Raw genomic sequence first — 23,269 nt, forward strand, 5'->3', positions numbered from 1 at the left:
TGATTGCAGCTTCAGGGGTCGGAGCATCCGCTTTTCTCCTCCCCTGCTTGCAGGGGAGGGAGCACAGCCAGATCAGAACCAACGGCGATCTTCGCCCGGGCCTTCGATATTGCCGATGCAGCGACCGCACAACTCCGGATGTTCTGCATGGCTACCGACGTCGTCGCGACGATGCCAGCAGCGTACACATTTGAGGGCGCTGCTGACGCTGGCGGACACCCACACTTCGGCGCCGTCCAATTCCACTTTCACAGCATCATCCGGGCGAGCGTCCAACGACGCGAAGTGCAAATCGGAGACGATGAAGAAGAAGCGCAGTTCAACAGCAGCCTCGGCAAAACGCGCCTGAGTCGCTGTGTCGGCATAGATCATCAGTTTCGCTTCCAGCGCCGCACCGATCTGCTCGGCCTTGCGCATGCCTTCAAGCACGCGCGAGGCAGTGTCGCGGATAGCCAGCAACTCGGCCCAGTAACGACGCTGATCCGGCGACGCCTGCGCGGCGGCCAAGCCGTCATACCAGGTTTCGAACAGCACGCTGTCGCCGCGTTCGCCCGGCAACTGCTGCCAGATTTCTTCGGCAGTGAAGCTCAGCACCGGTGCCAGCCAGCGCACCAGGGCTTCGGCGATGCGGTACATCGCGCTCTGCGCACTGCGCCGTCCGCGGCTGTCAGTCGGCATGGTGTAGAGCCGATCCTTGGTGATATCCAGGTACAGCGCGCCGAGCTCGTTGGTGCAGAAGTTCTGCACGCGCGCCACGATCTCCGGAAAATCGTAGCGCTCATACGCGGCCAGCACGGCCTGCTGAACGTCATACGCCTGCTGGATGGCCCATTGATCGAGCAACAGGCTGTCCGCCACCGGCAGCAGGTGCCTGGTCGGATCGAAGCCATCCAGATTGCCGAGCAGGAAGCGCGCGGTATTGCGGATGCGCCGATAACTGTCGGAGACGCGCTTGAGGATCTCGTCGGAAACGGTCATCTCGTTGCGGTAGTCGGCCGAGGCTACCCATAGCCGCAATACGTCCGCGCCCAGGTTGTCCATCACCTTCTGCGGCGCGACCACGTTGCCAAGCGACTTGGACATCTTGCGGCCATTCGCATCAACCGCGAAACCATGCGTAAGCACGTCGTCGTAGGGTGCGTGACCGTGAATCGCGGACGAAGTCAGCAGGGACGACTGGAACCAGCCTCGATGCTGATCGGAGCCTTCCAGATACATCACCTTGTACTGCCCGGCCGCGCCCTGCTGCAGCTCCGGCCGCTGGCCGATCACGGCGTAGTGCGTCACGCCCGAATCGAACCAGACGTCCAGCACGTCGGTGACTTTCTCGTAATCCTTCGCCTGATCGCCGAGTAGCTCGGCCGCATCCAGTGCGAACCACGCATCGACGCCACCCTGCTCCACTTTCTTTGCGACCTGCTCCAGCAGCGCGACGGAATCCGGATGCGGTTCCTGCGTGGCTTTGTGGATGAACAACGCAATCGGCACGCCCCAGGTGCGCTGACGCGAGATGCACCAATCCGGTCGCCCGGCGACCATCCCGGCGATGCGTTCCTCACCCCAGCCCGGCACCCAGCGCACGTCCTTGATCGCGTTCAGCGCGGTTTCGCGCAGCTTCGCCTGCTCCATGCTGATAAACCACTGCGGCGTCGTGCGGTAGATCACCGGCGTCTTGTGGCGCCAGCAATGCGGGTAACTGTGCTCGATCTTCGCGAACGCGAGCAGCGCGCCGCGTTGGCGCAGCAGATCCACGATCGCGTCGTTGGCCTTCCAGACATGCAGGCCGGCCAGTTCAACGCCGTCGGCAGCCGGAGTGTCCGCGCGGAAGGTGCCACGCGACTCGATGTAGTTGAGTATGTCGATACCGTGCTGGCGCGCCACCACGAAATCCTCGACACCATGATCGGGCGAGGTATGCACCGCGCCGGTGCCGTCTTCGGCCGAGACGTGCTCACCGAGAATCACCGGCACCACGCGCGGATAGAACGGATGCTGCAACGACGTGCCGTCCAGTGCCTGGCCAGCTGCATGGCCGAATACCGTTGCCTGCTCAAGACCATAGCGTTGCGCGACCTTGTCGACCAAGGCGCTGGCGACGACCAGCAAAACGCGCCGACCATCGCGCGAGGGACCCTCAATCAACGCGTACTCAAGATCGGCGCCGAGCGATACCGCCTGGCTCTCCGGCAACGTCCATGGCGTGGTTGTCCAGATCGGCACAGCGACGATCGCATCGCCCGCATCCACGCCGAACTTCCCGGCCAAGGCCGCGGCATCAATGGCGTCATACGCGACATCGACGGCAGGCGAGACCTTGTCGGCGTATTCGATCTCCGCCTCGGCCAGCGCCGAGCCGCAATCGAAGCACCAGAACACCGGCTTCGCACCACGCACCACATGGCCATTCGCGACGATGCGCGCCAGGGCGCGCAGCATGTCGGCCTCGTAGCTGAAATCCATCGTGCGGTACGGCCGCTGCCAGTCACCGAGAACACCCAGTCGCTTGAAATCGGTGCGCTGAGCATCGACCTGCTCGGCCGCGTACTCGCGACATTTCTGTCGGAATGCAGCGGCGTCGAGTTTGTCGCCCGGCTTGCCGAATTTCTTCTCCACCGCGATCTCGATCGGCAGGCCGTGACAATCCCAGCCCGGCACATACGGCGCGCGATGACCCGACAGCAACTTCGACTTGACTGTGATGTCCTTGAGGATCTTGTTGACCGCGTGGCCGATATGGATCGAGCCGTTCGCGTACGGCGGACCGTCATGCAACACGAACACCTTGTCGCGACCGGCCGTCAGCAACTGAATCTGCGCATAGCGATCAATCCGCTCCCACTCGGCCAGCCAATTTGGCTCGCGCTTGGGGAGGTCGCCGCGCATCGGAAAATCCGTCTGCGGCAAGTTGATCGTGCTCTTGTAGTCGTGGGTCATTGCTTGGATGCCATTGCTAAACTGTTGTCACCCGCCATCAGCGGGCAAAGACATGGGAAGTTAGTGGATTTTTGCCCGTACCGGAATGCCTGCGATCGACTCACGCCTCGACCAGGCGGGAATTCATTCCCAGCAGTTCGCGCGCCATGCGGGCATCGAGATTCATCTGCGCCTTGAGTGCCTCCAGCCCGTCGAACTTCATTTCGTCGCGCAATTTGGCCACGAACTGCACCGCCATGCGCTGGCCGTACAGATCGCCTTCGAAATCAAACAAATGCACTTCCAGCAGCGGTTCGCTGACCTCGTTCACGGTCGGTCGTACGCCGAGGCTGGCCACACCCGGCCAGCTGCACTCGCCCTCGCCCAGCCCCACGCGCACGGCGAAGATGCCATGCACCGGACTGACCCGCTGCTGCAGATGGATGTTGGCGGTGGGGAAGCCCAGCGTGCGGCCGAGCTGATTGCCGTATTCCACCTTGCCATCAATCACGAACGGCCGCCCGAGCAGCGGCTCGGCGCCGGAAAATTCGCCAGCGGCCAGCAGCATGCGGGCACGGCTGGCCGAGACGCGGGCGCCATCGAAATGCACCGGCGGCATCGTGCAGGCGACAAAACCTAGCTGCGCGCCCATCCGCTCCAGCAAAGCGACATCGCCACCGCGCTTGTGGCCGAAACGAAAGTCACTGCCCACCCATACTTCACGCGTCGCCAACCGATCCACCAACACGCGCTGCACGAAGTCCTCGGCCGACATCGCCGTCAACGCCGTGTTGAAGCGCAGCAACAGGGCCTGCTCTATGCCGGCTGCGGCAAAACCCCGGAGTTTTTCGCGTACGCTGGACAACCGCGGTACCGGCGATGCTGAAAAGAAGGCGCGTGGCAGCGGCTCGAAACTCACCACAACCGGGCTGCAGCCGAGCGCCTGCGCACGCACGCGCACCTGCGTCAGCAACGCCTGGTGTCCGCGATGCAGGCCATCGAATGCGCCAACAGCGATCACACTACCGCTGGGCGCCAGACAAGGGCCCGCGAGATCTCTGGAAAGTCTCATCATGGCGTGAGTATAACGGGCGCCACGGCCATGCCCAGAGCGTACCGGCGGCGCCCCGGCAAGATCAGACAGCGCGCAGGTCGCGCAGGCGAAAACCACCGGCAAACAAGCCGCCCACGTAGGCCACCGAGCCAGCGATCACCAGTGCGGACAGATGCCAGACCCGGGTGAACACCGACACGCCTACCCAGTCCGGCCACAGCCAGCGGCCAAGCAACAGCACGGCCACCATCACCGCGCAGGCGATCGCCAGGCGCAGCCAGTGCCTGGCCCAGCCAGGTTCGCGCTGATACACGCCTGCGCGCTTCAACCAGCGCCATAGCAGAACGAAGTTGACGTAACTCGACAGCGTGCTCGCGATCGCCAGTCCCACATGCAGGCCCGGCACCTTGGAGATGCCGTCCAGCAGGCTGCCCTGCTTCAGTGCCGGCGATGCCCACAGTTCGTACAGCAGCACGATGAAGATGGCGTTGAACACCATGTTGGCCACCAGCGACGCCACGCCGGCCCGCACCGGCGTGCGGGTGTCCTGGCGCGAATAGAACGCCGGCAGCACCACTTTGACCAGCGCGAATGCCGGCAACCCGCAACTGAGCGCGATGATCGACAGCGTCGACATGTGCGCATCGAACGCCGTGTAGTGCCCGTTCTGGAACAAGGTGTCCACCAGCGGCCCGGCCAGCAGCAGCAGCGCAAACATCGCCGGCAGAGCAATCAGCAGGGTCAGGCGCAAACCCCAGTCCAGCGCCCTGGAGAATCCGGCCCGGTCCGTGCCGACGTGATGCCGCGACAGCGCCGGCAGAATCACTGTGCCCAGCGCCACCCCGAACACGCCCAGCGGCAGCTCAAGGAAGCGGGTCGACTGCCAAAGCCAGGTCTGCGAGCCGGTCACCAGCAGTGAAATCACCACTGTATCCAGCAGCAGATTGAGCTGCGCCACCGAGGAGCCAAAAAGGGTCGGCACCATCAGCCGCATGATCCGGCGCACCTGCGGATGGTTCCAACCCCACCGCGGCATGCTGAGCAAATCAAGCTCACGCAGCGCCGGCAACAGAAACAGCAACTGCAGCACCCCAGCCAGCAGCACCGCCCAGCCCATCGCCATGATCGGCGTATGCAGGCGCGGCGCCAGCCACAGCGCCCCGACCACCATGCATATGTTGAGGATCACCGGCGCCAGCGCCGGCAGTGCAAAACGGTGGAAGCTGTTCAAAGCGCCGCCCGCCAACGCGGTCAGCGAAACAAAAAGGATGAAGGGGAAAGTCAGCCGCACCAGGTTGGTCGTGAGGTCGAACTTGTGCGGTTGATCGAGCGCACCCGGCGCAAACGTCCCAGCCACCTCGGGCGCAAAGATCAGACCCAGTGCGGTCACTACCAGCAATACGCCGCCGAGCGTACCGGCGACACGCGACAGCAACTGCTTCAGCTCTTCGTGGGTGCCGGTTTCCTTCACCTCGGTAAAGACCGGCACGAAGGCCGTCGAAAACGAGCCTTCGGCGAATAGCCTGCGCATGAAATTAGGGATACGGAACGCGATGACGAATGCGTCGGTGGCCGCATTGGCCCCGAACACGTGACTCATCGATATATCCCGCAACAGCCCGAGCACGCGCGAAATCATCGTCATGCTGCTGAACGAAAGCAGCCCGCGGAACATACTGGGAGACTTCATGCGTCTGTAATACCCGACATTGCGAGGTCCCGAACCCGTTGGGACTCAACGAGTTTGAGGAATTAGGGGGTTCTGCCTGGATCTTGGGGGTGCTTCAGGGCTTCACCTACCAATCCCTGTGTCCCCGCCCAACGTTTCAAGCCTCACCGCCTATTGTGAAGCAAAACGCCCTCCAGACGGAGGGCGGGACGGTGACACTGAAAGGGCATTACAGGGCTGGCTTCGGGGCGTCTTCGCCCATGCAAGCGTCAGGCCGGGCACTTGCTCAAGAGGCTGCACTGCTAGATGCAAGCCTTCGGACATCAGACATGCCGAAGGCGTTTGTGGAGACGCATGAGATGCCGAGCGTCATTCGCGGCACCACATGCACGGGTATTCCAGTGACGTTGGCTTTTACAAAAACAGGGTGAACTTGATCATTGCCTGACCAGCCCGGTAGCCATTGCCCCACTGGTAGTCATAGTCGCCATTGACTGACCATGTCTTACCGCTGCCGAGTACAAGGCCGGCACCCACGTCATAGATCTCGCGCGCCGGCTTCACGCCAAGTACTGTGAAATTCGGACCGCCAGCGGCGAAGGCTGCCGTATTGCTCATGGTGTCGTTGCCAAACGAATGCAGCCAATTCACATGCAGCTCGGGACTCAGAACCTGCATGTCAGAGAGGATGAAGTCGTGCGCAATCTTTGCACCAAGGCCCGATTGGACAAGATCGTAGCTCTGCCCTCGGACATTGAGATCGACCAGGTTGCTGCCGGTTTCCGCGTAATGGTCGACATCCAGATGCGTGTACTGCAGCGTGGCGATCGGCGTGATGACGGTCTTTCCGTCACCGACGTAGAAGTGGTAACCCGTGCTGCCAAACGCTGTGGCCTGATGGCCGCTGTAGTCCGATTGAGCCGTATTGTCGATGCCCGGGAATTCGACCCGGCGCGTGCCCATATAGTCGTCCAGTCCGTACACCACGGCTACATTGGCGAACCAGGGTCCCGGCGCATAACCAAGATAGGCGGTCGCCTGGTAGGAGTTGATGTTGCCCTGGCCGTCTGACGCATTGGCGTCGAGATTTGACCGAGCGTACCTGACGCCTACACCCGCCGTTGTCGTCGTACTGAGCGGAACGTCGTAGTCGAGCATCGCCCCGAAACCTGACGAGTTGTAGCCCTCATACCCACCGGCATCGCTCTGCGAATTCGAGTAGCCGAAGGTAGCTCCCCACCAATGCGGGTGCGTATTAGTGGATTGGCAGATGGCGTCTGAGTCATCCTGCGGCCGCAATCCACTGCGATTATCGGTCTGATCATTCGTGCCATTTTCGCCGCATGCCGCTTCGGATTCCTCCATATGCGAGGCCCAAACTTGCTGAAACTGCTGGGACGCGCGGTAACTTGTTTGCGGCAATGCGAGATTGGCCGCACCCGGCTGGAGCTGTGCCAATGCGCCGGCAACTTGCTGCGCTGACGGTAGCAGTGTGATTGCTGTCAACAGCGGCGTTGTTGCGGGCGTCAACGGCAGCGCGTCGACGACCGGTGCAATGATGGGGGCGACCGGATTTCCCACCGGATTCACCACCACCGCCAAGGGTACCTGCGTGGCAGTGATTTTAACGATGCCGTTGGCGGTGGGAGTTGCCGCGAAAAGATATCGCGTCGTGTTGCTTGTCGCGGTGACGGTGCTGCCGTTCGTGCCACTGGTGGCATCAACAATATTGAAGCTGCTGCCATTGACGATCGGCCCGGTGACATTCACGTTGACCTGCAGCGCGTTGCCGATGGTGGCGGCCCCTACCGGCACGATGTGCCCGTAGAGCGACTGGCTGAAGATTGTCGTGTTGATGGTTCCTGCCACCGGAATCGCAAAGGCGCCAGCCACGTTCAGGGTATTGGTGCCGAGCGTGTAATTTTCAGCTTTCACCTGGCCGGTGATCAGCGCATTGCCGCCGACGACATTGATCTGCTTGAGCCCGCTCGCCGCGCCGACGGCGCCATCCAGGATGCTGTTGTTGTTGAGCGTCAGCGTGCCTGTATCCGCGCCTGCCGTGTTGGTTATGGCGGCCTTCACGGTTTGACCGGCACCGACATTGATAAAGCCATCCCCGGCAAAGTCCATCGTCGAGCCGGTATTGCTGGTGAAACCACCGTTGAAATTGACTGTGCCGGTGCCGAGAACAGAGAACGTTGTCGAGAAAACCGGACCGCTAAAGGTCACCGTATTTCCCGCAGTGCCAGCGCCGATGTTGAGGAAGGTCGTTCCTGTTGTACCGACGAATCCAGTGACCAGGGAGCTGTCGTTGAACACGATATTCGCGGTATTGGCGGCATTGGTCGTGATGGCACCGCCGGGATCGTTGCCTGTATTGATGTCCTGGCTCCCGACAGTCAGGGTGCCGGGACCCTGCGTATCGACACCGCTGGCAACACCGACCGGACCGACGACGCCAGGTAGCACCACGACTTCGCGCGCTATCGCCAGCGGTAACCAGGCGACCATGGCTGAACCAAGGATGGGTACAAGAAGGATTCTTTTCATGAGGCTATCTGCGGACTCTGTGAGCAACGCGGTGGGGGCACTTCCCCCGCTGGGTTCGCGGGGGCAGAGATGCTCGTCGACCTCCGGCTGGCCTCTCGCCGCGGAGGTGCACAAGTTGGGGTGGCACTCAGGCGCTGACCGCACTGTTTTTTACAGTGCTTTCAATTAGTTACCTGATATATGGCGAAACTTCGCTCTTTTAGCCATCCAGACGAATACCTCAGCGCTCTCGCTGCAGGCATGCAATGTCGTTACCGGTGGCCCCTCTATCGATCAGCTGCATTGGAAAAATATGCTCGGGAGCATGTCGCGCAGCAGGCGATCGGCGGTAATTCTTCGAAAGAATCACCCTGCGATGCTTATTCATCATGTTGACGCTGGCGTGAGATAGGCGTGACGCGAACGGTGTCTGACGGCTTTATCGTCATCCACGTTTCAAGTCTGTACAGGCTCTTGGGCCCGCATCTGCCGTTACTTGTATGATGGAGGGGCTTTCGCGCCGCGCTACCGAGGAAATCGCCCAGTTCCACAGCCGCTGGCTCCAAAGTTGACGCCCAAACGGCGCAAAAATGCAGCAGCTGTCGCTGACTTGATCACACGCGGACCGGGCACGACCCCGCAACCGCCGCGCTAAACGATTGACGCAACGGCATTTCGACCGCATAATTGGCGTCTTTTTCCAACCCTAACCCTGTATCCCGGAGTTCTACCTTGGCCAACATCAAGTCCGCGAAGAAGCGCGCGCGCCAGTCCGAGCAGCGCCGCCTGCGCAACATCAGCGCCCGCTCCATGGTCCGTACCGCCCTGAAGAAGGTCGTCAAGGCCATTGAGGCCAAGGACAAGGCCGGCGCCATCGCCGCCTTTACTGTCGCCCAGCCGGTGATGGATCGTTACGCCGCCCGCGGCCTGATCCACAAGAACAAGGCCGCTCGCCACAAGAGCCGCCTCAACGCGAAGATCCGCGAACTGGCATAAGCCGGCTGCGCGACTCGGGTTGACCAGAAAAGCCGGCGCAAGCCGGCTTTTTCTTTGTGGGGAAGTGCGGGCCGGCGCAAGCCGGCTTCTTCTTTGTGGGGAAGTGCGGGCCGGCGCAAGCCCGCCGTTTCGCAGGAACGTGAGCGCTCGCGAAAGCTGCTTTTCTTGCGGCTCTGAATGTCACCGACACCAGTGAATATATTGCCAAAATTTCAACACGGCGGGCGAAACGTCGGATAAGCTGCTGGCACCATCAAAGGGGGGCCGAACATGACTATCCGATTGTCCGCTTCGACGCAGCTGCTCTTTGCCTTCTTCATGCTTGCCCTCCCCTGCGTGGGAATGGCACAGGACAAACCGGCCGTCGTCAGCACGGCTGCTGCCGTACCGAGCACCAACAGCGTAGCTCCCATCTACGACTCTGCCGACAATGCGAACAGGATGACTTCGAAGCGCTTCACCTCGGCCGAAGATAGCGCCAGACCTGGTGAGTATTTCTTCGGCTTGGGCGCCAATGCCGTCAAGAAAAAGGATTATGCCTTCGCCATCCACATGTATCGGGTGGCAGCATCCTGGGCCTACAAACCTGCCGAATACAATCTCGCCGTGATGTATGCGCTAGGACAAGGTGTGTCCGCGGATCTGCCCCGTGCCATGGCCTGGATGACGCTGGCTGCAGAGCGCGGCGAGAAGCAATATGTCCAGGCGCGCGAGCTGATCAATGCGAAATTGAGCAATGCCGAATTTGCGCAGGCCGATGCGATCTACGGCGAACTGTATCCAACTTACGGAGACGCATCGGCCTTGCGCCGCGCCAAGGACCGCTGGGCACAGGTACGCTCCTCGATGACTGGCTCACGAGTAGGGTCAGTGGCCGGTGAACTCAGGGTGGGCATAAGAGGTTCAGACGAATCACCGAATGCCATCCGCGGCACTGGAGCATCTGACCTCCTCGCCGGCGAAGAAGTCGATGGGTCCATCGCCTACGAGCAGTTGCTGAAGAGTGACAACCCGTACGACCCGAAATTCGAGTGGCGCCCCGGGTCAACAGGGAAAGTCACGGTGGAGCCGATCATTCCAGTCAAGAAGGGTGACGTGCCGAGCTCGTCCACTTCAGGCAACCCTCCATCGGCTGACAGTTCCATTCATTGACGGGAACCTTGCCGCTGAGTTCGGCATAGCCCTCCGTGGCCGGCCACCGAACCGAAATTCGTAGAAGCTGTCCACGAACACAAGCCCGCGATCTCAACGCGCCACGCCCACCTGACCGGCATGGCCGGCTGGATCATGTTGTGCGGTTTTCGCCAGAAGCGTAGCGTTGGCACGCCAACCGGCGCAGTCAAAGGGAGTGATTGTCATGGCCATCCGTTCATCCGCATTGTCTTGCCTTCTTTTTTGCGTGATTCCCTTTCTGGCGGTTCCCTGCTCCACCATGGCGCAGGACAACACGACGCCTGCTGGCAATGCCGCCACTGCACAGGCCAATAACGTAGCGCCCATCTACGATTCAGCAGACAACGCGAACAGGGCGACATCCAACCGCTTTGGTACGCCCGAAGACAATGCCAGGCCAGGCGAGTACTACTTTGGCCTTGGTGCGAACGCGTTCAAGCGCAAGGACTATGCGTTTGCCATCAACATGTACCGGGTCGCGGCGTCCTGGGCTTACAAACCCGCCGAATACAATCTCGCCGTGATGTATGCGCGCGGACAGGGCGCGCCGATGGATTTGCCACGCGCCATGGCGTGGATGACGCTGGCGGCAGAACGCAACGAAACGCAGTATGTCGAAGCGCGCGAAGTGATCAACGCGAAATTGAGTCCTGCCCAGTTTGCACAAGCCGATGTGATCTGGAGTCAGCTCAAACCAACCTATGGCGACGAAACAGCCTTGCGCCGCGCGAAGAATCGCTGGGCACAGGTTCGTTCTTCGATGACCGGCTCGCGGGTGGGATCGCTCGCCGGCCCACTCACGGTTGGCGGCCTCTCGGCAGGAGGACTTCAGCAGGCTCCCCCTGCTGCACATGGCACCAGTCATATGGATACTTCCGCCTACGACCTGACCGGTGGCAATCAGATGGACGGAACGATCGCCTACAGGCAATTGCTTGCCAGCAACGACCCTTACGACCCGAAATTCCAATGGCGCCCGGGCTCAAACGGGAAGGTGACGGTCGAGCCACTGATCCCGGTCGAAAAGAGTGCCGAGCAAAATCCCGCTAAGTCAGGCAACCCTTCAGCTGCGGACAAGTCCAATCATTGATGGTGATCCCGCACAGTGCTATCGCACAGGATCGATTTTGAAGCAGTGCGCTCGATCATCCGTCGGCAAGCACGCATCAACGAGCAACACGAGACCGTGCTATTTGGCGCGCGGGCGGAATTCCAGCGGCATCGATGCCGTACGTGCAGCGGCCGGAGGCTTCGGTCCACAGGCGCCGCACGTACTGCAGCCATCGCTGCAATCGCCGGTGGCCTGCTTCGGCTGCAGTCGTTGCCCGATCGCGCGCAGCCACGCGGCATGGCCGGGGCGGCTCAAGTGGATCGAGGCAGCCGCCATCCAGCGGTTGGTAAGCTGCGGTGCCAACTTGCGGACGACGGCCAGCACACTGACCAGCACGATCAGGCCGATCACCACGTATTGCACGAGCATGCCCGTGCTCATGATGTCAGCAGCCTGGTGATCTGGTAGGTCAGCAAGGACGCCACGTAGGCCACCGCAAACATGTAGCTGAAGGAGATCGCCACGTTGCGCCAGGAATTGGTTTCGCGGCGGATGACCGCCAGCGTGGACATGCACTGCGGCGCGAACGCGAACCACACCAGCAACGACAGCGCGCTGGCCAGCGAGAAGTTGGCTGCCAGCGCGTGCGCCAGGCCTCCGGTATTGGCGTCCCCGCCTACCGCATAGACGGTGGCCAGCGCGGCCACCGCGGTCTCGCGTGCCGCGAATGCCGGAATCAGCGACAGGCTGATCTGCCAATTGAAACCCAGCGGCGCGAAGATGAATTGCAAGCCGTGGCCGAGGTAACCGGCAAAGCTGTAGTCGATCGCCGGACCGGTAGCACCGGCCGGCGGCGACGGAAACGTGGAGATAAACCACATCAGCACGGTCAGTGCCAGGATCACACCGGTCAGCCGCTTGATGAAAATCGCGCTGCGCTCCCACAGCCCGATCGCGATGTCGCGCGGCTTCGGCATGCGGTACGACGGCAGCTCCATCAGCAACGCATGCTCGCTCTTGTCGCGATGGATGCGCTTGATCACCCAGCCCACCGCCATCGCACCGAGAATGCCGGCGGCGTACAGCGCAAACAGCACCAGGCCCTGCAGGTTGAAGATACCCAGCACATGGTGCATCGGAATGAACGCGCCGATCAGCAGTGCGTATACCGGCAAGCGCGCCGAACACGTCATCAGCGGCGCTACCAGGATGGTGGCGAGTCGGTCGCGCGGATCCTGGATGCTGCGCGTACCCATGATGCCGGGGATCGCGCAGGCAAAGCTCGACAACAGCGGAATAAACGAGCGCCCGGTCAGGCCAACCGACATCATCAGGCGATCTAGCAGGAATGCCGCGCGTGGCAGATAGCCCGATTCTTCCAGCACCAGGATGAAGAAGAACAGCACCAGAATTTCCGGCAGAAAACCAATCACTGTGCCCAGGCCGCCGAACAGTCCATCGACGACCAGACTCTGCAACGGTCCGGCCGGCAGCAGCGTGGCAACGTGCGTGCCCATCCAGCCGAAGATGTCGCCGATCGCATCGGTCATCGGCTTGCCAGCGGAATAAACCGCCTGGAACACCAGGAACATCACCACCGCGAGGATCGCCAGCCCGAACACCGGATGCAGTGCCCAGCGATCGAGCGCGTCGTCCATCACGGCGGTCTGGCGCGGCATCGTCACCGTTGCGGCCAGCAGCTCTCGCACTTGCGCGTGCAGGTCGGCGCGGCTATCAGGATCGTCGGCCATCGCAGGCGCTGCGACCGGCACGTCGCCATCCACGCGCTGGATCAGCGCCATCGCGCCACCGCGCTTCACGGCGATCGTTTCCACCACCGGCAACCCGAGCCGACGCTGCAACTCGGGCACGTCGATCTGGATGCCGCGTCGGTGCGCGGCATCCATCATGTTCAACGCCAGCACCACGGGTCGGCCGAGGCGCTTGACCTCCAGCACGAAGCGCAGGTGCAGGCGCAGGTTGGTCGCATCGGCGACGCAGACGATCAGGTCTGGCGCGGCTTCGCCCGGATAGTTGCCTTCCAGCACGTCGCGGGTGATCTGTTCGTCCGGACTGTTCGCATCGAAGCTGTAGGTGCCCGGCAGGTCGAGAATCTGCAGCAGGCGCCCGGAGGGGGCCGTGAAGCGACCTTCCTTGCGCTCGATGGTGACGCCGGCGTAATTCGCGACCTTCTGACGGCCACCGGTCAGCTGGTTGAACAGCGCCGTCTTGCCGCAGTTCGGGTTGCCCACCAAGGCGATACGCAAAGTGGACGCGCTCATGCCGCTTCCTGCCGTACGGTGACGCGCTGCGCCTCGCTGCGGCGCAGCGCGAAGCGGGTCGAGCCGATCTGTATCAGCAACGGATCGGCGCCCAGCGGCCCAATCGCGACCACCCGCACCGGTTCGCCATCGACGAACCCCAGGTCACGCAAGCGCTGCGCAATCGGATCCGCCGCGTGCGCGTCGTGCACGCGATCCACCACGGCGGGAGCACCTTTAGGCAAGTCCGACAAACGCACGGGCGCTTCTCAAATAAGAATTGTTCGCATTGTAACCCTTTATACCTATTGCTGCACTTGTGCGACATCGGCGACTGGGCCTGCGTTTATGATGCTTCTCTTTGTAGGGGTGACCCATGACCGAATCCGTCCTGTACGAACACCGCGGCACGAGCGCCTGGCTCACGTTGAACCGCCCGCAGGTGCATAACGCGTTCGACGACGGCCTGATCGCCGAACTCACCCTCGCGCTCGAACAGGCTGACGCGGATCCCGCCGTACGCGCGGTGGTCCTGACCGGCAATGGCAGCTGCTTCTCCGCCGGCGCCGACCTGAACTGGATGCGCAGCATGGCTGGCGCCAGCGAACAGGAAAACCGCGACGATTCGCTGCGGCTGGCGCGCCTGATGCGCACGCTGCAGTTCCTGTCCAAACCCACCATCGCCAGCGTCAATGGAGCCGCCTACGGTGGCGGCGTCGGGCTGGTCGCGTGCTGCGATATTGCGGTCGGTGTCGATACCGCGAAGTTCGCGCTGTCGGAAGTGAAACTGGGCCTGGTGCCGGCGGTGATCTCGCCGTACGTCATCGCTGCGATCGGCCTGCGCGAGGCACGCCGCCTGTTCATCACTGGCGAAGTCTTCGACGCCGGCACGGCGGCGCGCATCGGCCTGCTGCACATGGCTGTGCCGGCAAGCGAATTGGCCGAAACGATTGAGCGCCAGCTGTATCTGCTGGCGAAGGCCGGCCCGAACGCCCAGCGCGAAGCCAAGCAACTGGCGCTGCGGATCGGCGGCACCGATCCAGCACAAGCCGAGCGCATCGATGCCGCGAATGCGGAGCTGATCTCCCGACTGCGTGTATCGGAGGAAGGCCAGCACGGCCTCAGCGCATTTCTCGACAAGAGCGCACCGCGCTGGGTCGGGGCGACGTAACGCCCGCAGCAGTTCTTCCACAGGCGAGGAATCCCATCATGCTCGACCACATCGGCCTGCAAGTCTCCGACTACGAACGCAGCAAGCTTTTCTACCAGAAGGCGCTGGCACCGCTGGGTGCCTCCCTGGTGATGGAAGTCACGGCCGAACAAACCGGTGATCGGTCGCATGCCGGCTTCGGCAGGGGCGGCAAACCCTGCTTCTGGATCAGTACTGATCCAAGCTTGGGTAGCGGTCGTGTGCATGTCGCGTTCACGGCTGACGATCGTCGCAGCGTCGATGCGTTCCATGCTGCCGCACTGGCTGCAGGTGCGAGCGACAACGGCGCACCCGGCCTGCGTCCGGACTATCACAAAAATTACTATGGTGCGTTCGTACTCGATCCGGATGGTCACAATATCGAGGCGGTTTGCCACGGGGTTGTCGCCTGAGGGCTAAACCGCGACGACGCCCTGCACAAAGGTGACACCGATGAGCGTCGCGCCAGATCGAAGTATGCTGCGATGCGCATCGGCGACGACCGGGCGATCTGTTATTTTCAATAGCTTTCTATCGATACGATCGGTTCAACACCATCAGCCAGAGATAATGCATGTTCGAGCGCGTACTGATTGCCAACCGTGGTGAGATCGCCTGCCGCGTGATCCGAACCTGCCGCCGCCTTGGTATCCACACCATCGCGGTGTATTCAGAGGCTGATCGCAATGCGCAGCATGTGCGCCTGGCCGACGAGGCGTGGCCGATCGGCGGTCCGCGTCCAGCCGATTCGTATCTGCGCGGCGAAGTCATTCTTGATGTGGCGAGGAAATCCGGCGCACAGGCGATCCATCCCGGCTACGGCTTTCTTTCGGAAAACACGCATTTCGCCCGCGGCTGTGCCGACGCCGGCATCGCCTTCATCGGACCCCGACCCGAGAGCATCGATGCGATGGGATCCAAGGCCGCCGCCAAAGCGCTGATGGAAAAGCATGCCGTGCCGCTGGTACCCGGTTATCACGGCGAGAATCAGGAGGCCGCGTTCCTTGCCGAGCAAGCGCGCGAAACCGGCTTCCCGCTGATGATCAAGGCGACCGCCGGCGGTGGCGGCAAGGGCATGCGCATCGTGCGCAGCGAGCCGGAGTTTGCCGACGCACTCGCATCGGCACAGCGTGAGTCCGCGAGTTCGTTCGGCGATACGCGGGTGATCTTGGAGCGCTATGTCGAGCATCCGCGGCATATCGAATTTCAGGTGTTCGGTGACACGCAAGGCCAGGTGATCCATCTCAACGAGCGTGAATGCTCGGCGCAGCGGCGCTATCAGAAAGTACTGGAGGAAACGCCCTCACCGTTCCTTGATGCCGCTCGTCGCAAGGCAATGGGCGAAGCCGCCGTTGCTGCGGCCAAAGCAGTCGACTACATCGGTGCCGGCACGGTGGAGTTCATCGTCGCGCAGAATGGCGACTTCTTCTTCATGGAGATGAACACGCGTCTGCAGGTCGAGCACCCGGTAACCGAAATGACTCTCGGCCTGGACCTGGTCGAGTGGCAGCTTCGCATCGCGGCCGGCCAACCGCTGCCGCTGCAGCAAGAGCAGGTTCACGCCCAGGGTCACGCGATCGAGGTGCGCCTCTATGCGGAGGACCCGGATCAGAACTTCCTGCCCAGCTCCGGCAAGCTGTTGACGCTGCGTCTACCCGCAGCTTCGCCACACGTAAGGCTCGATGGCGGCGTGATCGAGGGCGACACGGTCACGATTTTCTACGACCCGATGATCGCCAAACTGATTGTGTTCGATGCCGACCGCACGCAGGCCTTGCAGCGACTGCGCGACGCACTGGCAGCGTGCGAGATCGTCGGCCCGAAGTCGAACATCGGATTCCTGGAACGGCTGGCGCGACACCCTGCCGTGATCGAAGGACGCATCGATACGGGCTATCTCGATCGACATCTGGAGGAGTTCGTCACCGGTGACGTTGCGCCCGCCGACTCTGTGCTCTTTGCCGCCGCTACTGCGGCACTGCTGCATGACGAGCTTGCAGTGAACGCCCCTGCCAGCGATCCTCATTCACCCTGGGCGAAAGCCGATGCATGGCGCATCGGTCACGCCGGCAAGCGCATCATCGCGCTGACACTGCGCGAGCAACGCTACGACGTCGAAGCACACGGCCATGACGGCACCTATCAATTGCGTCACGGCGAAGCGTCCTGCGAAGTTCACGGCGCGCGACTGGGTGACGGAAATCTGAGTGCCCGTTTCGATGGCGAATCGATGCGCGTACCGTTGCACACCGACGCAGCGCATGTGCTGCTGCACGACATGAATGGCCAACGCTACAGCTTCACTCGCGCCGCAGCTTTCGCGTGGGAGGCGAAGGATGCGACCGGCGGCAACCAGATCATCGCGCCGATGCCCGGTCGTATCGTGCTGGTCAAGGCAAAGGTTGGCGATGCGGTCGAACAAGGCCAGGAACTGCTGGTGATGGAGGCAATGAAGATGGAGCTGGCCTTGAAGGCACCGCGCGCTGGCACCATCGAAAGCATCAGTGCGGAACAGGGCGAGTTTGTCGAAGCTGACGCGGTGCTGGTGCGTTTCACCGCTTGATTCTGCACACCCGCGCTGTGCTCCCTCCCCTGCCCGCAGGGGTGAGGAGAAAAAGCGGCGCCCGCATGTAAAAGTTGTGACCGTGGGGAGTTCCCTCCTCAGGAGAACGTGGCCTTGCTGTTTGCACGATGATCCACATACAGGGTCGTGAACCCTCATCCACCCCTTCGGGTTATCTTCTCCCGATGGAAGAAAGAAACGTTCGGAGCAAACCATGACCTCTTCAAACCATGTCCGCATCGTCGAAGTCGGCGCGCGAGATGGCCTGCAGAACGAGAAGACGCTGTTGCCGGCTGACGTGAAGATCGCGTTGATCGACCGTCTCTCCTCCACTGGCCTGACCACCATTGAGGCGACCAGTTTTGTCGGCCCGAAGTGGGTCCCGCAGCTGGCCGATGCGGCCGAGGTTTTCCGCGGTATCCGCAAGGTGCCCGGGGTGAGCTATCCGGTGCTGGTGCCGAACGAGCAGGGCTATGCGCGGGCGCGCGAAGTGGGAGTGACCGAGATCGCCATATTCACGGCGGCCTCCGAAGCGTTCAATCGCAAGAACATCAACGCGTCGATCGACGAATCGATCGAGCGCTTCGTGCCGGTGATCGAATTCGCTCAGGCGGATGAAGTGAAGGTACGCGGTTACGTGTCCACCGTGCTCGGCTGTCCGTATCAGGGCGAGGTGCCGATCAGCGACGTGGTACGCGTGGCGCGGCGGCTATACGAGCTGGGCTGCTATGAAATCTCGCTAGGCGACACGATTGGCGTTGGCACACCGGCGAAGGCGCGCGCGATGCTGCACGCGGTGTCGCAGGAGGTACCGATCGAAGCACTCTCCGTGCATTTTCACGACACCTACGGCCAGGCGCTGGCGAATATCCTCGCGTGCCTGGAGGAAGGCGTACGCGTGGTCGACAGTTCGGTATCCGGCACCGGCGGCTGCCCGTATGCGAAAGGTGCCACCGGCAATGTGGCCAGCGAGGACGTGGTTTACATGCTGCATGGGATGGGCATGACCACCGGTGTCAATCTCGACCTGCTGATCGCCACCGGCGCGTGGCTATCAACACAGCTGCACAAGGAAACCGCCAGCCGCGTCACGCGTGCACGCACGGCAGCCTGAGGGTGCCTTGAATAGATCAGGGCATCCTGTTCAAAGTCCCTCGAGCTCAACTGGCATCGACCATTGCCGGCAAAGCCGCGAGTAAACGAAATCTTCTCTAGAAGCGCCCCCCGGGATCGAGCCCGGGCAGGCTCTGTTCGCAAAGCTTCTTGTGGGAGCGACTTCAGTCGCGATCGCGTGACCTGGGATCTTCAGGCAATCGCGACTGAAGTCGCTCCCACAAGAGAAACGCGTTCGCGCACCCGGCCTGCCCGGGCTCGATCCCGGGGTGCGCTCCTACCGGATAGCAAACGGTGGAATAATTGGGAGCCGCTACACGGAATGCCCATGAGCCCATCGTCCCAGACCCGCCCAATCGAAATCAGTCCGATCAAAATCCGGCCGATTGAACCCCGCGACGATGCCGTCGTCGCGGCGGTCATCCGCGCCGTGATGCCCGAGTTTGGCGCCGACGGTCCCGGTTTCGCGATCCACGATGCCGAAGTGGATGGCATGAGCGCGGCCTATGCCCAACCACGCTGCGCCTACTTCGTGGTCGAACGCGACGGCGTGGTGGTTGGCGGCGGCGGCATCGCACCGCTGCAGAATGCCGAACCGGACGTGTGCGAACTACGCAAGATGTATTTCCTGCCCGAGGCGCGTGGCATCGGCGCGGGCAAGGCGATGATGCAGCGCTGTCTCGACGCCGCCCGCGCACTCGGTTTCAGCCGCTGCTATCTGGAAACACTCACCGGCATGGACGGGGCACAGGCGCTCTACCAGCGCAGCGGCTTCACTGCGCTGCGCGCGCCCATGGGCGGCACCGGTCACTTCAGCTGTGATCGCTTCTTCATTCGAGAACTGTGAGTTACGCCATGGCCAGTCACGACCCGCGCATCGATGCCTACATCGCGAAGTCTGCGGAGTTCGCGCGACCGATCCTGGAACATCTCCGCGCCGTCGTTCACGCGGCCTGTTCCGAGGTGGAAGAGAGCCTGAAATGGAGTGCTCCGCACTTCGGCTACAAGGGCGCGATGATGTGCTCGATGGCGGCGTTCAAGCAACACTGCAGCTTCGGCTTCTGGCTCTACGAGGACGTGGTTGGCGGCAAAGCGGAAGACGGCATGGGCCAGTTCGGCAAGCTCACCTCGATAAAGGATCTACCGTCGAAGAAGGAGCTGACCGCGTACATCAGAAAGGCTATGGCGTTGAACGTGGCGGGTGTGAAACAGCAGCGCCCGAAGGTCGCGCCAAAACCACCGCCGCAGCTACCCGAAGATTTCGCCGTACTGCTGGCACAGAAAAAACACGCATCGGCAGGCAAAACATACGACAGTTTCAGTCCCGCTGCGAAACGCGAATACGTCGATTGGATCACCGGGGCGAAGACCGACGTCACCCGCCAGAAACGCCTCGCCACCACCTTGGAATGGCTGGCAGAAGGCAAAGAACGCAACTGGAAATACATGAAATGCTGAAGGCTGCCTGCCCATGATCCGGATAGCCCGCGACGAAGATGCCGCTGCCATCCACACCATCTACGCGCCCTCGATCATCGATGGCGTCGCCACGTTTGAGACCGTGCTGCCGGGGGTGGCGACGATGCGCGAACGCATTCGTGCCCGCCTGCAGCACTATCCCTGGCTGGTGTGGGACGAGGGTGGTGAGGTGCTGGCGTACGCCTATGCCGGTCGCTTCCGCGAACGCGCCGCCTACGACTGGATCGCCGAAACCTCGATTTATGTGCGTGAGGATGCTCACCGCCGAGGCATTGCGCGTCGACTCTACGGTGTGCTGCTGGACACGATGTGTTTGCAGGGCATCAACCAGGCCGTCGGCGTGATCACGCTACCTGGCATGGTCAGCGTGGCGATGCATGAAACGATGGGGTTCACGGCCGCAGGCGTATGGCGCCAGTGCGGTTACAAGCTGGGGCAGTGGTGGGACGTGGGCGTGTGGCAGAAGCAGCTGCAGACACCAGCCGCCATACCGGAGCCGGTCATTCCATTTCCACAACTGCAGGAATCGCCTGAGCTGCGTGACCTGCTGTCCTGACAAGTCACTCAGCAATACAAAGAAGCCCCGCCTGTGATGGCGGGGCTTCTGACTAGCTCGAACCATCTACTCAATGATGCAAGAGCAGGTCCACAATAACGCCAGTACTGATCGCAACCAGCAGGAAATCGCCGTTGTCGCTTCGCACCCATCGATAGCCGCGCGGCGGTGGGCGCAGACGCTCATGGCGCCAATCGCTCACTACGTATTCGCGGCCACGATAGTCGGATGGCATGCGCCCACCCCTCCTGTACCAGCCCTCATGCTGACCACGGTCATGCATCCCGTGGTACTGATCCTGCCGCTGATCATGATCACGGTAGTCGTGGTCGTTGCCATAGTCCTGCGCCAGCAACGGAGCGCTCAACACCGCAAGGGCACCACAGATAACGAACGTTCGTAGTGCTTTCTTCATATCGTTCCCCTGATTGATGGCAAGGCTCTGCCAAACTGCCTTCGCTATGGCAGTAGATCCACACACCTGTTTACGATTCAAGCCAGATCCACCACGGGCCGGTTGCGTTGAGCCGATGATCCTCACGGTGCGGGTGGTTCCGTATACAAAGACGGGCCTGCGGTGGGCCCGTCACTCGCGCTCGCCGTGACGGCGAGCGCGGCTTTGGATCAATGTTGCCCGGCAATGATGCTCGCGATCACACCCGTCGTGATGGCGACCAGGATGAAATCACCGTTGTCACTGCGCACATAGTGATAGCCACGCGGCGGTTCGCGCAGGTGCTCGCTCTGCCAGTCATTCACGGCATAAGAATCGCCACGGTACTCGGTCGGCATGTGACCGCCTTTCTTGTACCAGCCTTCGCTGTGACCACGCTCGGACATGCTGCGATGGTTCTGGTCCTGATGGCCCTGGTCCGGGTGTTCCTGACCCATGGGCTGAGCCACGACGGCGGCCGAGGAGGACATCAACAATGCACCGCAGATCAACCACGCACTCATCTGTTTCGTCATAAAGCACTCCCTTGTGATGGTAGATGAAACTGAGAAAGCGGCGATTCTTCTGGAAATTCCAAAATTCCCTGTGCTGTCTGGTGCAACCACCGCTACAGAACAGGTCGGAAGCATCGCTGCCCTAGCCCCACCATCCCCGTAAGTCGTCGAAGGTCGCGTGAATGTTTCGGTGCAGGAGCTTCACATTCGGCTGCTGGACACTTCGTCCCCGGCATGCGGCTCGGCTACCATTAAGGTTTCAGGCATACAAAGAGACGTCACATGCAGCTCAATCAGGTCAAGGCGATCATCACCGGCGGCGCCTCCGGTCTCGGCCACGCGGTGGCACAGCATTTCGTGGCTCACGGCGGCAAGGTCGCCCTGTTTGACGTCAACGACGACAAAGGCCAGGCCGCTGCGAAGGAACTTGGCGATGCGGCACGATTCTTCCGCACCGACGTCACGTCAGAGGATGGCGTAGTCGCGAACGTGGGCGCCGCACGCGACGCGTTGGGTGGCCTCAACGTGCTTGTCAACTGCGCCGGCATTCTCGGCGCCGGCCGAGTGCTCGGCAAGGAAGGCGCGATGCCGTTGGCGAATTTCGCCAGCACAGTCATGGTGAACCTGGTCGGCAGCTTCAACGTGGCCAAGGCCGCCGCCGCGCTGATGCAGGGCAACGAGGCAGGCGAGGATGGCGAGCGCGGCGTGATCATCAACACCGCTTCGGTGGCCGCCTATGAAGGCCAGATCGGGCAGGCCGCGTACTCCGCCTCCAAAGGCGGCGTGGTCGGCATGACCTTGCCGATGGCTCGCGAACTCGCGCGCTTCGGCATCCGCGTCGTAACCATTGCCCCAGGCATCTTCTGGACACCGATGGTCGACAGCATGCCGCCGCAGGTGCAGGAATCGCTCAGTGCCTCGATCCCGTTCCCGTCGCGACTGGGGCAACCGAACGAATACGCGAACACCGTGGCGTTCATTCTGGGCAATCGCTACATCAATGGCGAGACCATCCGCCTTGATGGCGCGGTGCGGCTGCAGCCTAAATAAATCAGGGACGAGGAACGCGTCGCGAGGAAACATCGTAATGCTTCGCGACTCATCCATATTCCTTTTCCGTACGCCCAGCAGGGCGCCCTCGCTACTCATCCCTAACCCCTGGCTCTTAAGATGAAAGCTTCCGACGTCAAGAAAGGCAACGTGGTCGAACACGAAGGCACCGTTTATCAGGTGCGCGACATCGAGCGCAGCTCGCCCAGCGCGCGTGGCGGCAACGTCACGTTTCGCTTCACCCTGTATACGATTCCCGGCGGTCGCAAGTTCGACCTCAGCCTGCGTGCCGATGACGAGCTGCAGGAAATGGATCTGGTTCGCCGCGCGGCGAATTTCTCCTACATGGACGACGGCGCGTTCGTGTTCATGGATGCCGAGGACTATACCCAGTACCTGCTTTCGCCCGCCCTGGTCGGCGACAACGCTGGTTACATCGTCGAAGGTGTTGAAGGCTATTACGTGCAGCTGATCGACGATGCACCGGTGGGCCTGCAGGTGCCGAGCAGCGTGATACTGACCGTGATCGACACCGCGCCGGAAATGAAAGGCTCCAGCGCGACCAAGCGCAACAAACCGGCCAAGCTCAACACCGGCATCGAAGTACAAGTCCCCGAATACATCAGCAATGACGAGAAGGTGTGGGTGAACACACTGACCGGTGAGTTCGCCGGCCGCGCCTGATCGGGCGCTGTCCTTCTCTTTTTTGTGGGAGCGACTTCAGT

Annotated in this window: 21 protein-coding genes; 12 read left to right on the forward strand and 9 right to left on the reverse strand. The window is 61.8% G+C overall.

The genetic code is table 11. The features are described from left to right. Positions 1-72: 72 nt before the first annotated feature. The 4 genes from ileS to HDE77_RS16385 all read right to left on the reverse strand — a co-directional run bounded on the left by ileS (position 73) and on the right by HDE77_RS16385 (position 8,186). Entirely contained in the window at positions 73-2,934 is a 2,862-nt protein-coding gene (gene ileS, locus HDE77_RS16370) for an isoleucine--tRNA ligase (protein ID WP_184418990.1), read from the reverse strand. A gap of 100 nt (positions 2,935-3,034) precedes the next feature. Next, entirely contained in the window at positions 3,035-3,988 is a 954-nt protein-coding gene (locus HDE77_RS16375) for a bifunctional riboflavin kinase/FAD synthetase (protein WP_184418991.1), read from the reverse strand. Positions 3,989-4,049: 61 nt separating this feature from the next. Beyond that, a complete protein-coding gene (murJ, locus tag HDE77_RS16380; RefSeq protein WP_255482769.1) occupies positions 4,050-5,657 on the reverse strand; it encodes a murein biosynthesis integral membrane protein MurJ in 1,608 nt (535 codons plus the stop codon). Positions 5,658-6,050: 393 nt separating this feature from the next. Beyond that, the gene (locus HDE77_RS16385; RefSeq protein WP_184418992.1) at positions 6,051-8,186 is read right to left on the reverse strand and encodes an autotransporter outer membrane beta-barrel domain-containing protein; all 2,136 of its coding nucleotides are present in this window, start codon (positions 8,184-8,186) and stop codon (positions 6,051-6,053) included. A 711-nt stretch (positions 8,187-8,897) separates the two neighbouring features. Here HDE77_RS16385 and rpsT point away from each other — a divergent pair. The 3 genes from rpsT to HDE77_RS16400 all read left to right on the forward strand — a co-directional run bounded on the left by rpsT (position 8,898) and on the right by HDE77_RS16400 (position 11,424). Next, on the forward strand, positions 8,898-9,161 hold the full coding sequence (gene rpsT / locus HDE77_RS16390; RefSeq protein ID WP_072760571.1) for a 30S ribosomal protein S20: 264 nt from the start codon (positions 8,898-8,900) through the stop codon (positions 9,159-9,161). A 441-nt stretch (positions 9,162-9,602) separates the two neighbouring features. Then, positions 9,603-10,313 (forward strand): SEL1-like repeat protein, encoded by a 711-nt coding sequence (locus tag HDE77_RS16395; protein WP_184418993.1) that lies wholly within the window; start codon positions 9,603-9,605, stop codon positions 10,311-10,313. 205 nt (positions 10,314-10,518) lie between these two features. Next, the gene (locus HDE77_RS16400; RefSeq protein WP_184418994.1) at positions 10,519-11,424 is read left to right on the forward strand and encodes an SEL1-like repeat protein; all 906 of its coding nucleotides are present in this window, start codon (positions 10,519-10,521) and stop codon (positions 11,422-11,424) included. 99 nt (positions 11,425-11,523) lie between these two features. On the opposite strand, the gene HDE77_RS16405 is transcribed toward HDE77_RS16400, so the two are convergent. From HDE77_RS16405 to HDE77_RS16415, 3 genes are read right to left on the reverse strand one after another with little or no spacing between them, the layout of a single operon-like run. Next, entirely contained in the window at positions 11,524-11,826 is a 303-nt protein-coding gene (locus HDE77_RS16405) for a DUF6587 family protein (protein WP_184418995.1), read from the reverse strand. After that, positions 11,823-13,667 carry a ferrous iron transporter B gene (locus tag HDE77_RS16410; protein WP_184418996.1) on the reverse strand — a complete coding sequence of 615 codons (1,845 nt, stop codon included), beginning with the start codon at positions 13,665-13,667 and terminating at the stop codon, positions 11,823-11,825. The genes HDE77_RS16405 and HDE77_RS16410 overlap by 4 nt, the downstream gene beginning before the upstream one ends. Beyond that, a complete protein-coding gene (locus HDE77_RS16415) occupies positions 13,664-13,906 on the reverse strand; it encodes a FeoA family protein (RefSeq protein WP_184418997.1) in 243 nt (80 codons plus the stop codon). The genes HDE77_RS16410 and HDE77_RS16415 overlap by 4 nt, the downstream gene beginning before the upstream one ends. Positions 13,907-14,022: 116 nt before the next feature. Here HDE77_RS16415 and HDE77_RS16420 point away from each other — a divergent pair, with 116 nt between their 5' ends. The 7 genes from HDE77_RS16420 to HDE77_RS16450 all read left to right on the forward strand — a co-directional run bounded on the left by HDE77_RS16420 (position 14,023) and on the right by HDE77_RS16450 (position 20,546). Beyond that, complete coding sequence (locus tag HDE77_RS16420) at positions 14,023-14,817, forward strand: enoyl-CoA hydratase/isomerase family protein (protein ID WP_184418998.1); 795 nt, start codon at positions 14,023-14,025, stop codon at positions 14,815-14,817. Between the two features lie 38 nt (positions 14,818-14,855). Continuing rightward, complete coding sequence (locus HDE77_RS16425; RefSeq protein ID WP_184418999.1) at positions 14,856-15,248, forward strand: VOC family protein; 393 nt, start codon at positions 14,856-14,858, stop codon at positions 15,246-15,248. Positions 15,249-15,409: 161 nt separating this feature from the next. Next, entirely contained in the window at positions 15,410-17,398 is a 1,989-nt protein-coding gene (locus tag HDE77_RS16430) for a biotin carboxylase N-terminal domain-containing protein (RefSeq protein WP_184419000.1), read from the forward strand. Between the two features lie 214 nt (positions 17,399-17,612). After that, the gene (locus tag HDE77_RS16435) at positions 17,613-18,512 is read left to right on the forward strand and encodes a hydroxymethylglutaryl-CoA lyase (RefSeq protein WP_184419001.1); all 900 of its coding nucleotides are present in this window, start codon (positions 17,613-17,615) and stop codon (positions 18,510-18,512) included. Positions 18,513-18,839: 327 nt separating this feature from the next. Then, a complete protein-coding gene (locus HDE77_RS16440) occupies positions 18,840-19,358 on the forward strand; it encodes a GNAT family N-acetyltransferase (RefSeq protein ID WP_184419002.1) in 519 nt (172 codons plus the stop codon). An 8-nt stretch (positions 19,359-19,366) separates the two neighbouring features. After that, positions 19,367-19,969, forward strand: coding sequence for a YdeI/OmpD-associated family protein (locus HDE77_RS16445; RefSeq protein WP_184419003.1), 603 nt, complete (start codon positions 19,367-19,369; stop codon positions 19,967-19,969). A 13-nt stretch (positions 19,970-19,982) separates the two neighbouring features. After that, positions 19,983-20,546, forward strand: coding sequence for a GNAT family N-acetyltransferase (locus HDE77_RS16450; protein WP_184419004.1), 564 nt, complete (start codon positions 19,983-19,985; stop codon positions 20,544-20,546). Positions 20,547-20,616: 70 nt separating this feature from the next. On the opposite strand, the gene HDE77_RS16455 is transcribed toward HDE77_RS16450, so the two are convergent. Both HDE77_RS16455 and HDE77_RS16460 read right to left on the reverse strand, forming a co-directional pair. Next, a complete protein-coding gene (locus HDE77_RS16455; protein WP_255482770.1) occupies positions 20,617-21,042 on the reverse strand; it encodes an RcnB family protein in 426 nt (141 codons plus the stop codon). Between the two features lie 128 nt (positions 21,043-21,170). Then, entirely contained in the window at positions 21,171-21,515 is a 345-nt protein-coding gene (locus HDE77_RS16460; RefSeq protein WP_255482771.1) for an RcnB family protein, read from the reverse strand. A 261-nt stretch (positions 21,516-21,776) separates the two neighbouring features. Between HDE77_RS16460 and HDE77_RS16465 the strand changes: the two genes are divergently transcribed. Both HDE77_RS16465 and yeiP read left to right on the forward strand, forming a co-directional pair. Beyond that, on the forward strand, positions 21,777-22,544 hold the full coding sequence (locus HDE77_RS16465; protein WP_184419005.1) for an SDR family NAD(P)-dependent oxidoreductase: 768 nt from the start codon (positions 21,777-21,779) through the stop codon (positions 22,542-22,544). 120 nt (positions 22,545-22,664) lie between these two features. Further along, positions 22,665-23,228 (forward strand): elongation factor P-like protein YeiP, encoded by a 564-nt coding sequence (gene yeiP / locus HDE77_RS16470; protein ID WP_184419006.1) that lies wholly within the window; start codon positions 22,665-22,667, stop codon positions 23,226-23,228. Positions 23,229-23,269 lie beyond the last annotated feature (41 nt).

Origin of the sequence: Rhodanobacter sp. MP7CTX1 (genome assembly GCF_014205795.1) — a bacterium.
In the GTDB taxonomy this organism is placed as follows: Bacteria; Pseudomonadota; Gammaproteobacteria; order Xanthomonadales; family Rhodanobacteraceae; genus Rhodanobacter.

Bases quoted from the DNA above. Each gene is read 5' to 3' on its own strand.
- ileS (WP_184418990.1), bottom strand. From the start codon at position 2,934: ATGACCCACGACTACAAGAGCACGATCAACTTGCCGCAGACGGATTTT.
- HDE77_RS16375 (WP_184418991.1), bottom strand. From the start codon at position 3,988: ATGATGAGACTTTCCAGAGATCTCGCGGGCCCTTGTCTGGCGCCCAGC.
- murJ (WP_255482769.1), bottom strand. From the start codon at position 5,657: ATGAAGTCTCCCAGTATGTTCCGCGGGCTGCTTTCGTTCAGCAGCATG.
- HDE77_RS16385 (WP_184418992.1), bottom strand. From the start codon at position 8,186: ATGAAAAGAATCCTTCTTGTACCCATCCTTGGTTCAGCCATGGTCGCC.
- HDE77_RS16395 (WP_184418993.1), top strand. From the start codon at position 9,603: ATGACTTCGAAGCGCTTCACCTCGGCCGAAGATAGCGCCAGACCTGGT.
- HDE77_RS16400 (WP_184418994.1), top strand. From the start codon at position 10,519: ATGGCCATCCGTTCATCCGCATTGTCTTGCCTTCTTTTTTGCGTGATT.
- HDE77_RS16405 (WP_184418995.1), bottom strand. From the start codon at position 11,826: ATGAGCACGGGCATGCTCGTGCAATACGTGGTGATCGGCCTGATCGTG.
- HDE77_RS16410 (WP_184418996.1), bottom strand. From the start codon at position 13,667: ATGAGCGCGTCCACTTTGCGTATCGCCTTGGTGGGCAACCCGAACTGC.
- HDE77_RS16420 (WP_184418998.1), top strand. From the start codon at position 14,023: ATGACCGAATCCGTCCTGTACGAACACCGCGGCACGAGCGCCTGGCTC.
- HDE77_RS16425 (WP_184418999.1), top strand. From the start codon at position 14,856: ATGCTCGACCACATCGGCCTGCAAGTCTCCGACTACGAACGCAGCAAG.
- HDE77_RS16430 (WP_184419000.1), top strand. From the start codon at position 15,410: ATGTTCGAGCGCGTACTGATTGCCAACCGTGGTGAGATCGCCTGCCGC.
- HDE77_RS16435 (WP_184419001.1), top strand. From the start codon at position 17,613: ATGACCTCTTCAAACCATGTCCGCATCGTCGAAGTCGGCGCGCGAGAT.
- HDE77_RS16440 (WP_184419002.1), top strand. From the start codon at position 18,840: ATGAGCCCATCGTCCCAGACCCGCCCAATCGAAATCAGTCCGATCAAA.
- HDE77_RS16445 (WP_184419003.1), top strand. From the start codon at position 19,367: ATGGCCAGTCACGACCCGCGCATCGATGCCTACATCGCGAAGTCTGCG.
- HDE77_RS16450 (WP_184419004.1), top strand. From the start codon at position 19,983: ATGATCCGGATAGCCCGCGACGAAGATGCCGCTGCCATCCACACCATC.
- HDE77_RS16460 (WP_255482771.1), bottom strand. From the start codon at position 21,515: ATGACGAAACAGATGAGTGCGTGGTTGATCTGCGGTGCATTGTTGATG.
- HDE77_RS16465 (WP_184419005.1), top strand. From the start codon at position 21,777: ATGCAGCTCAATCAGGTCAAGGCGATCATCACCGGCGGCGCCTCCGGT.
- yeiP (WP_184419006.1), top strand. From the start codon at position 22,665: ATGAAAGCTTCCGACGTCAAGAAAGGCAACGTGGTCGAACACGAAGGC.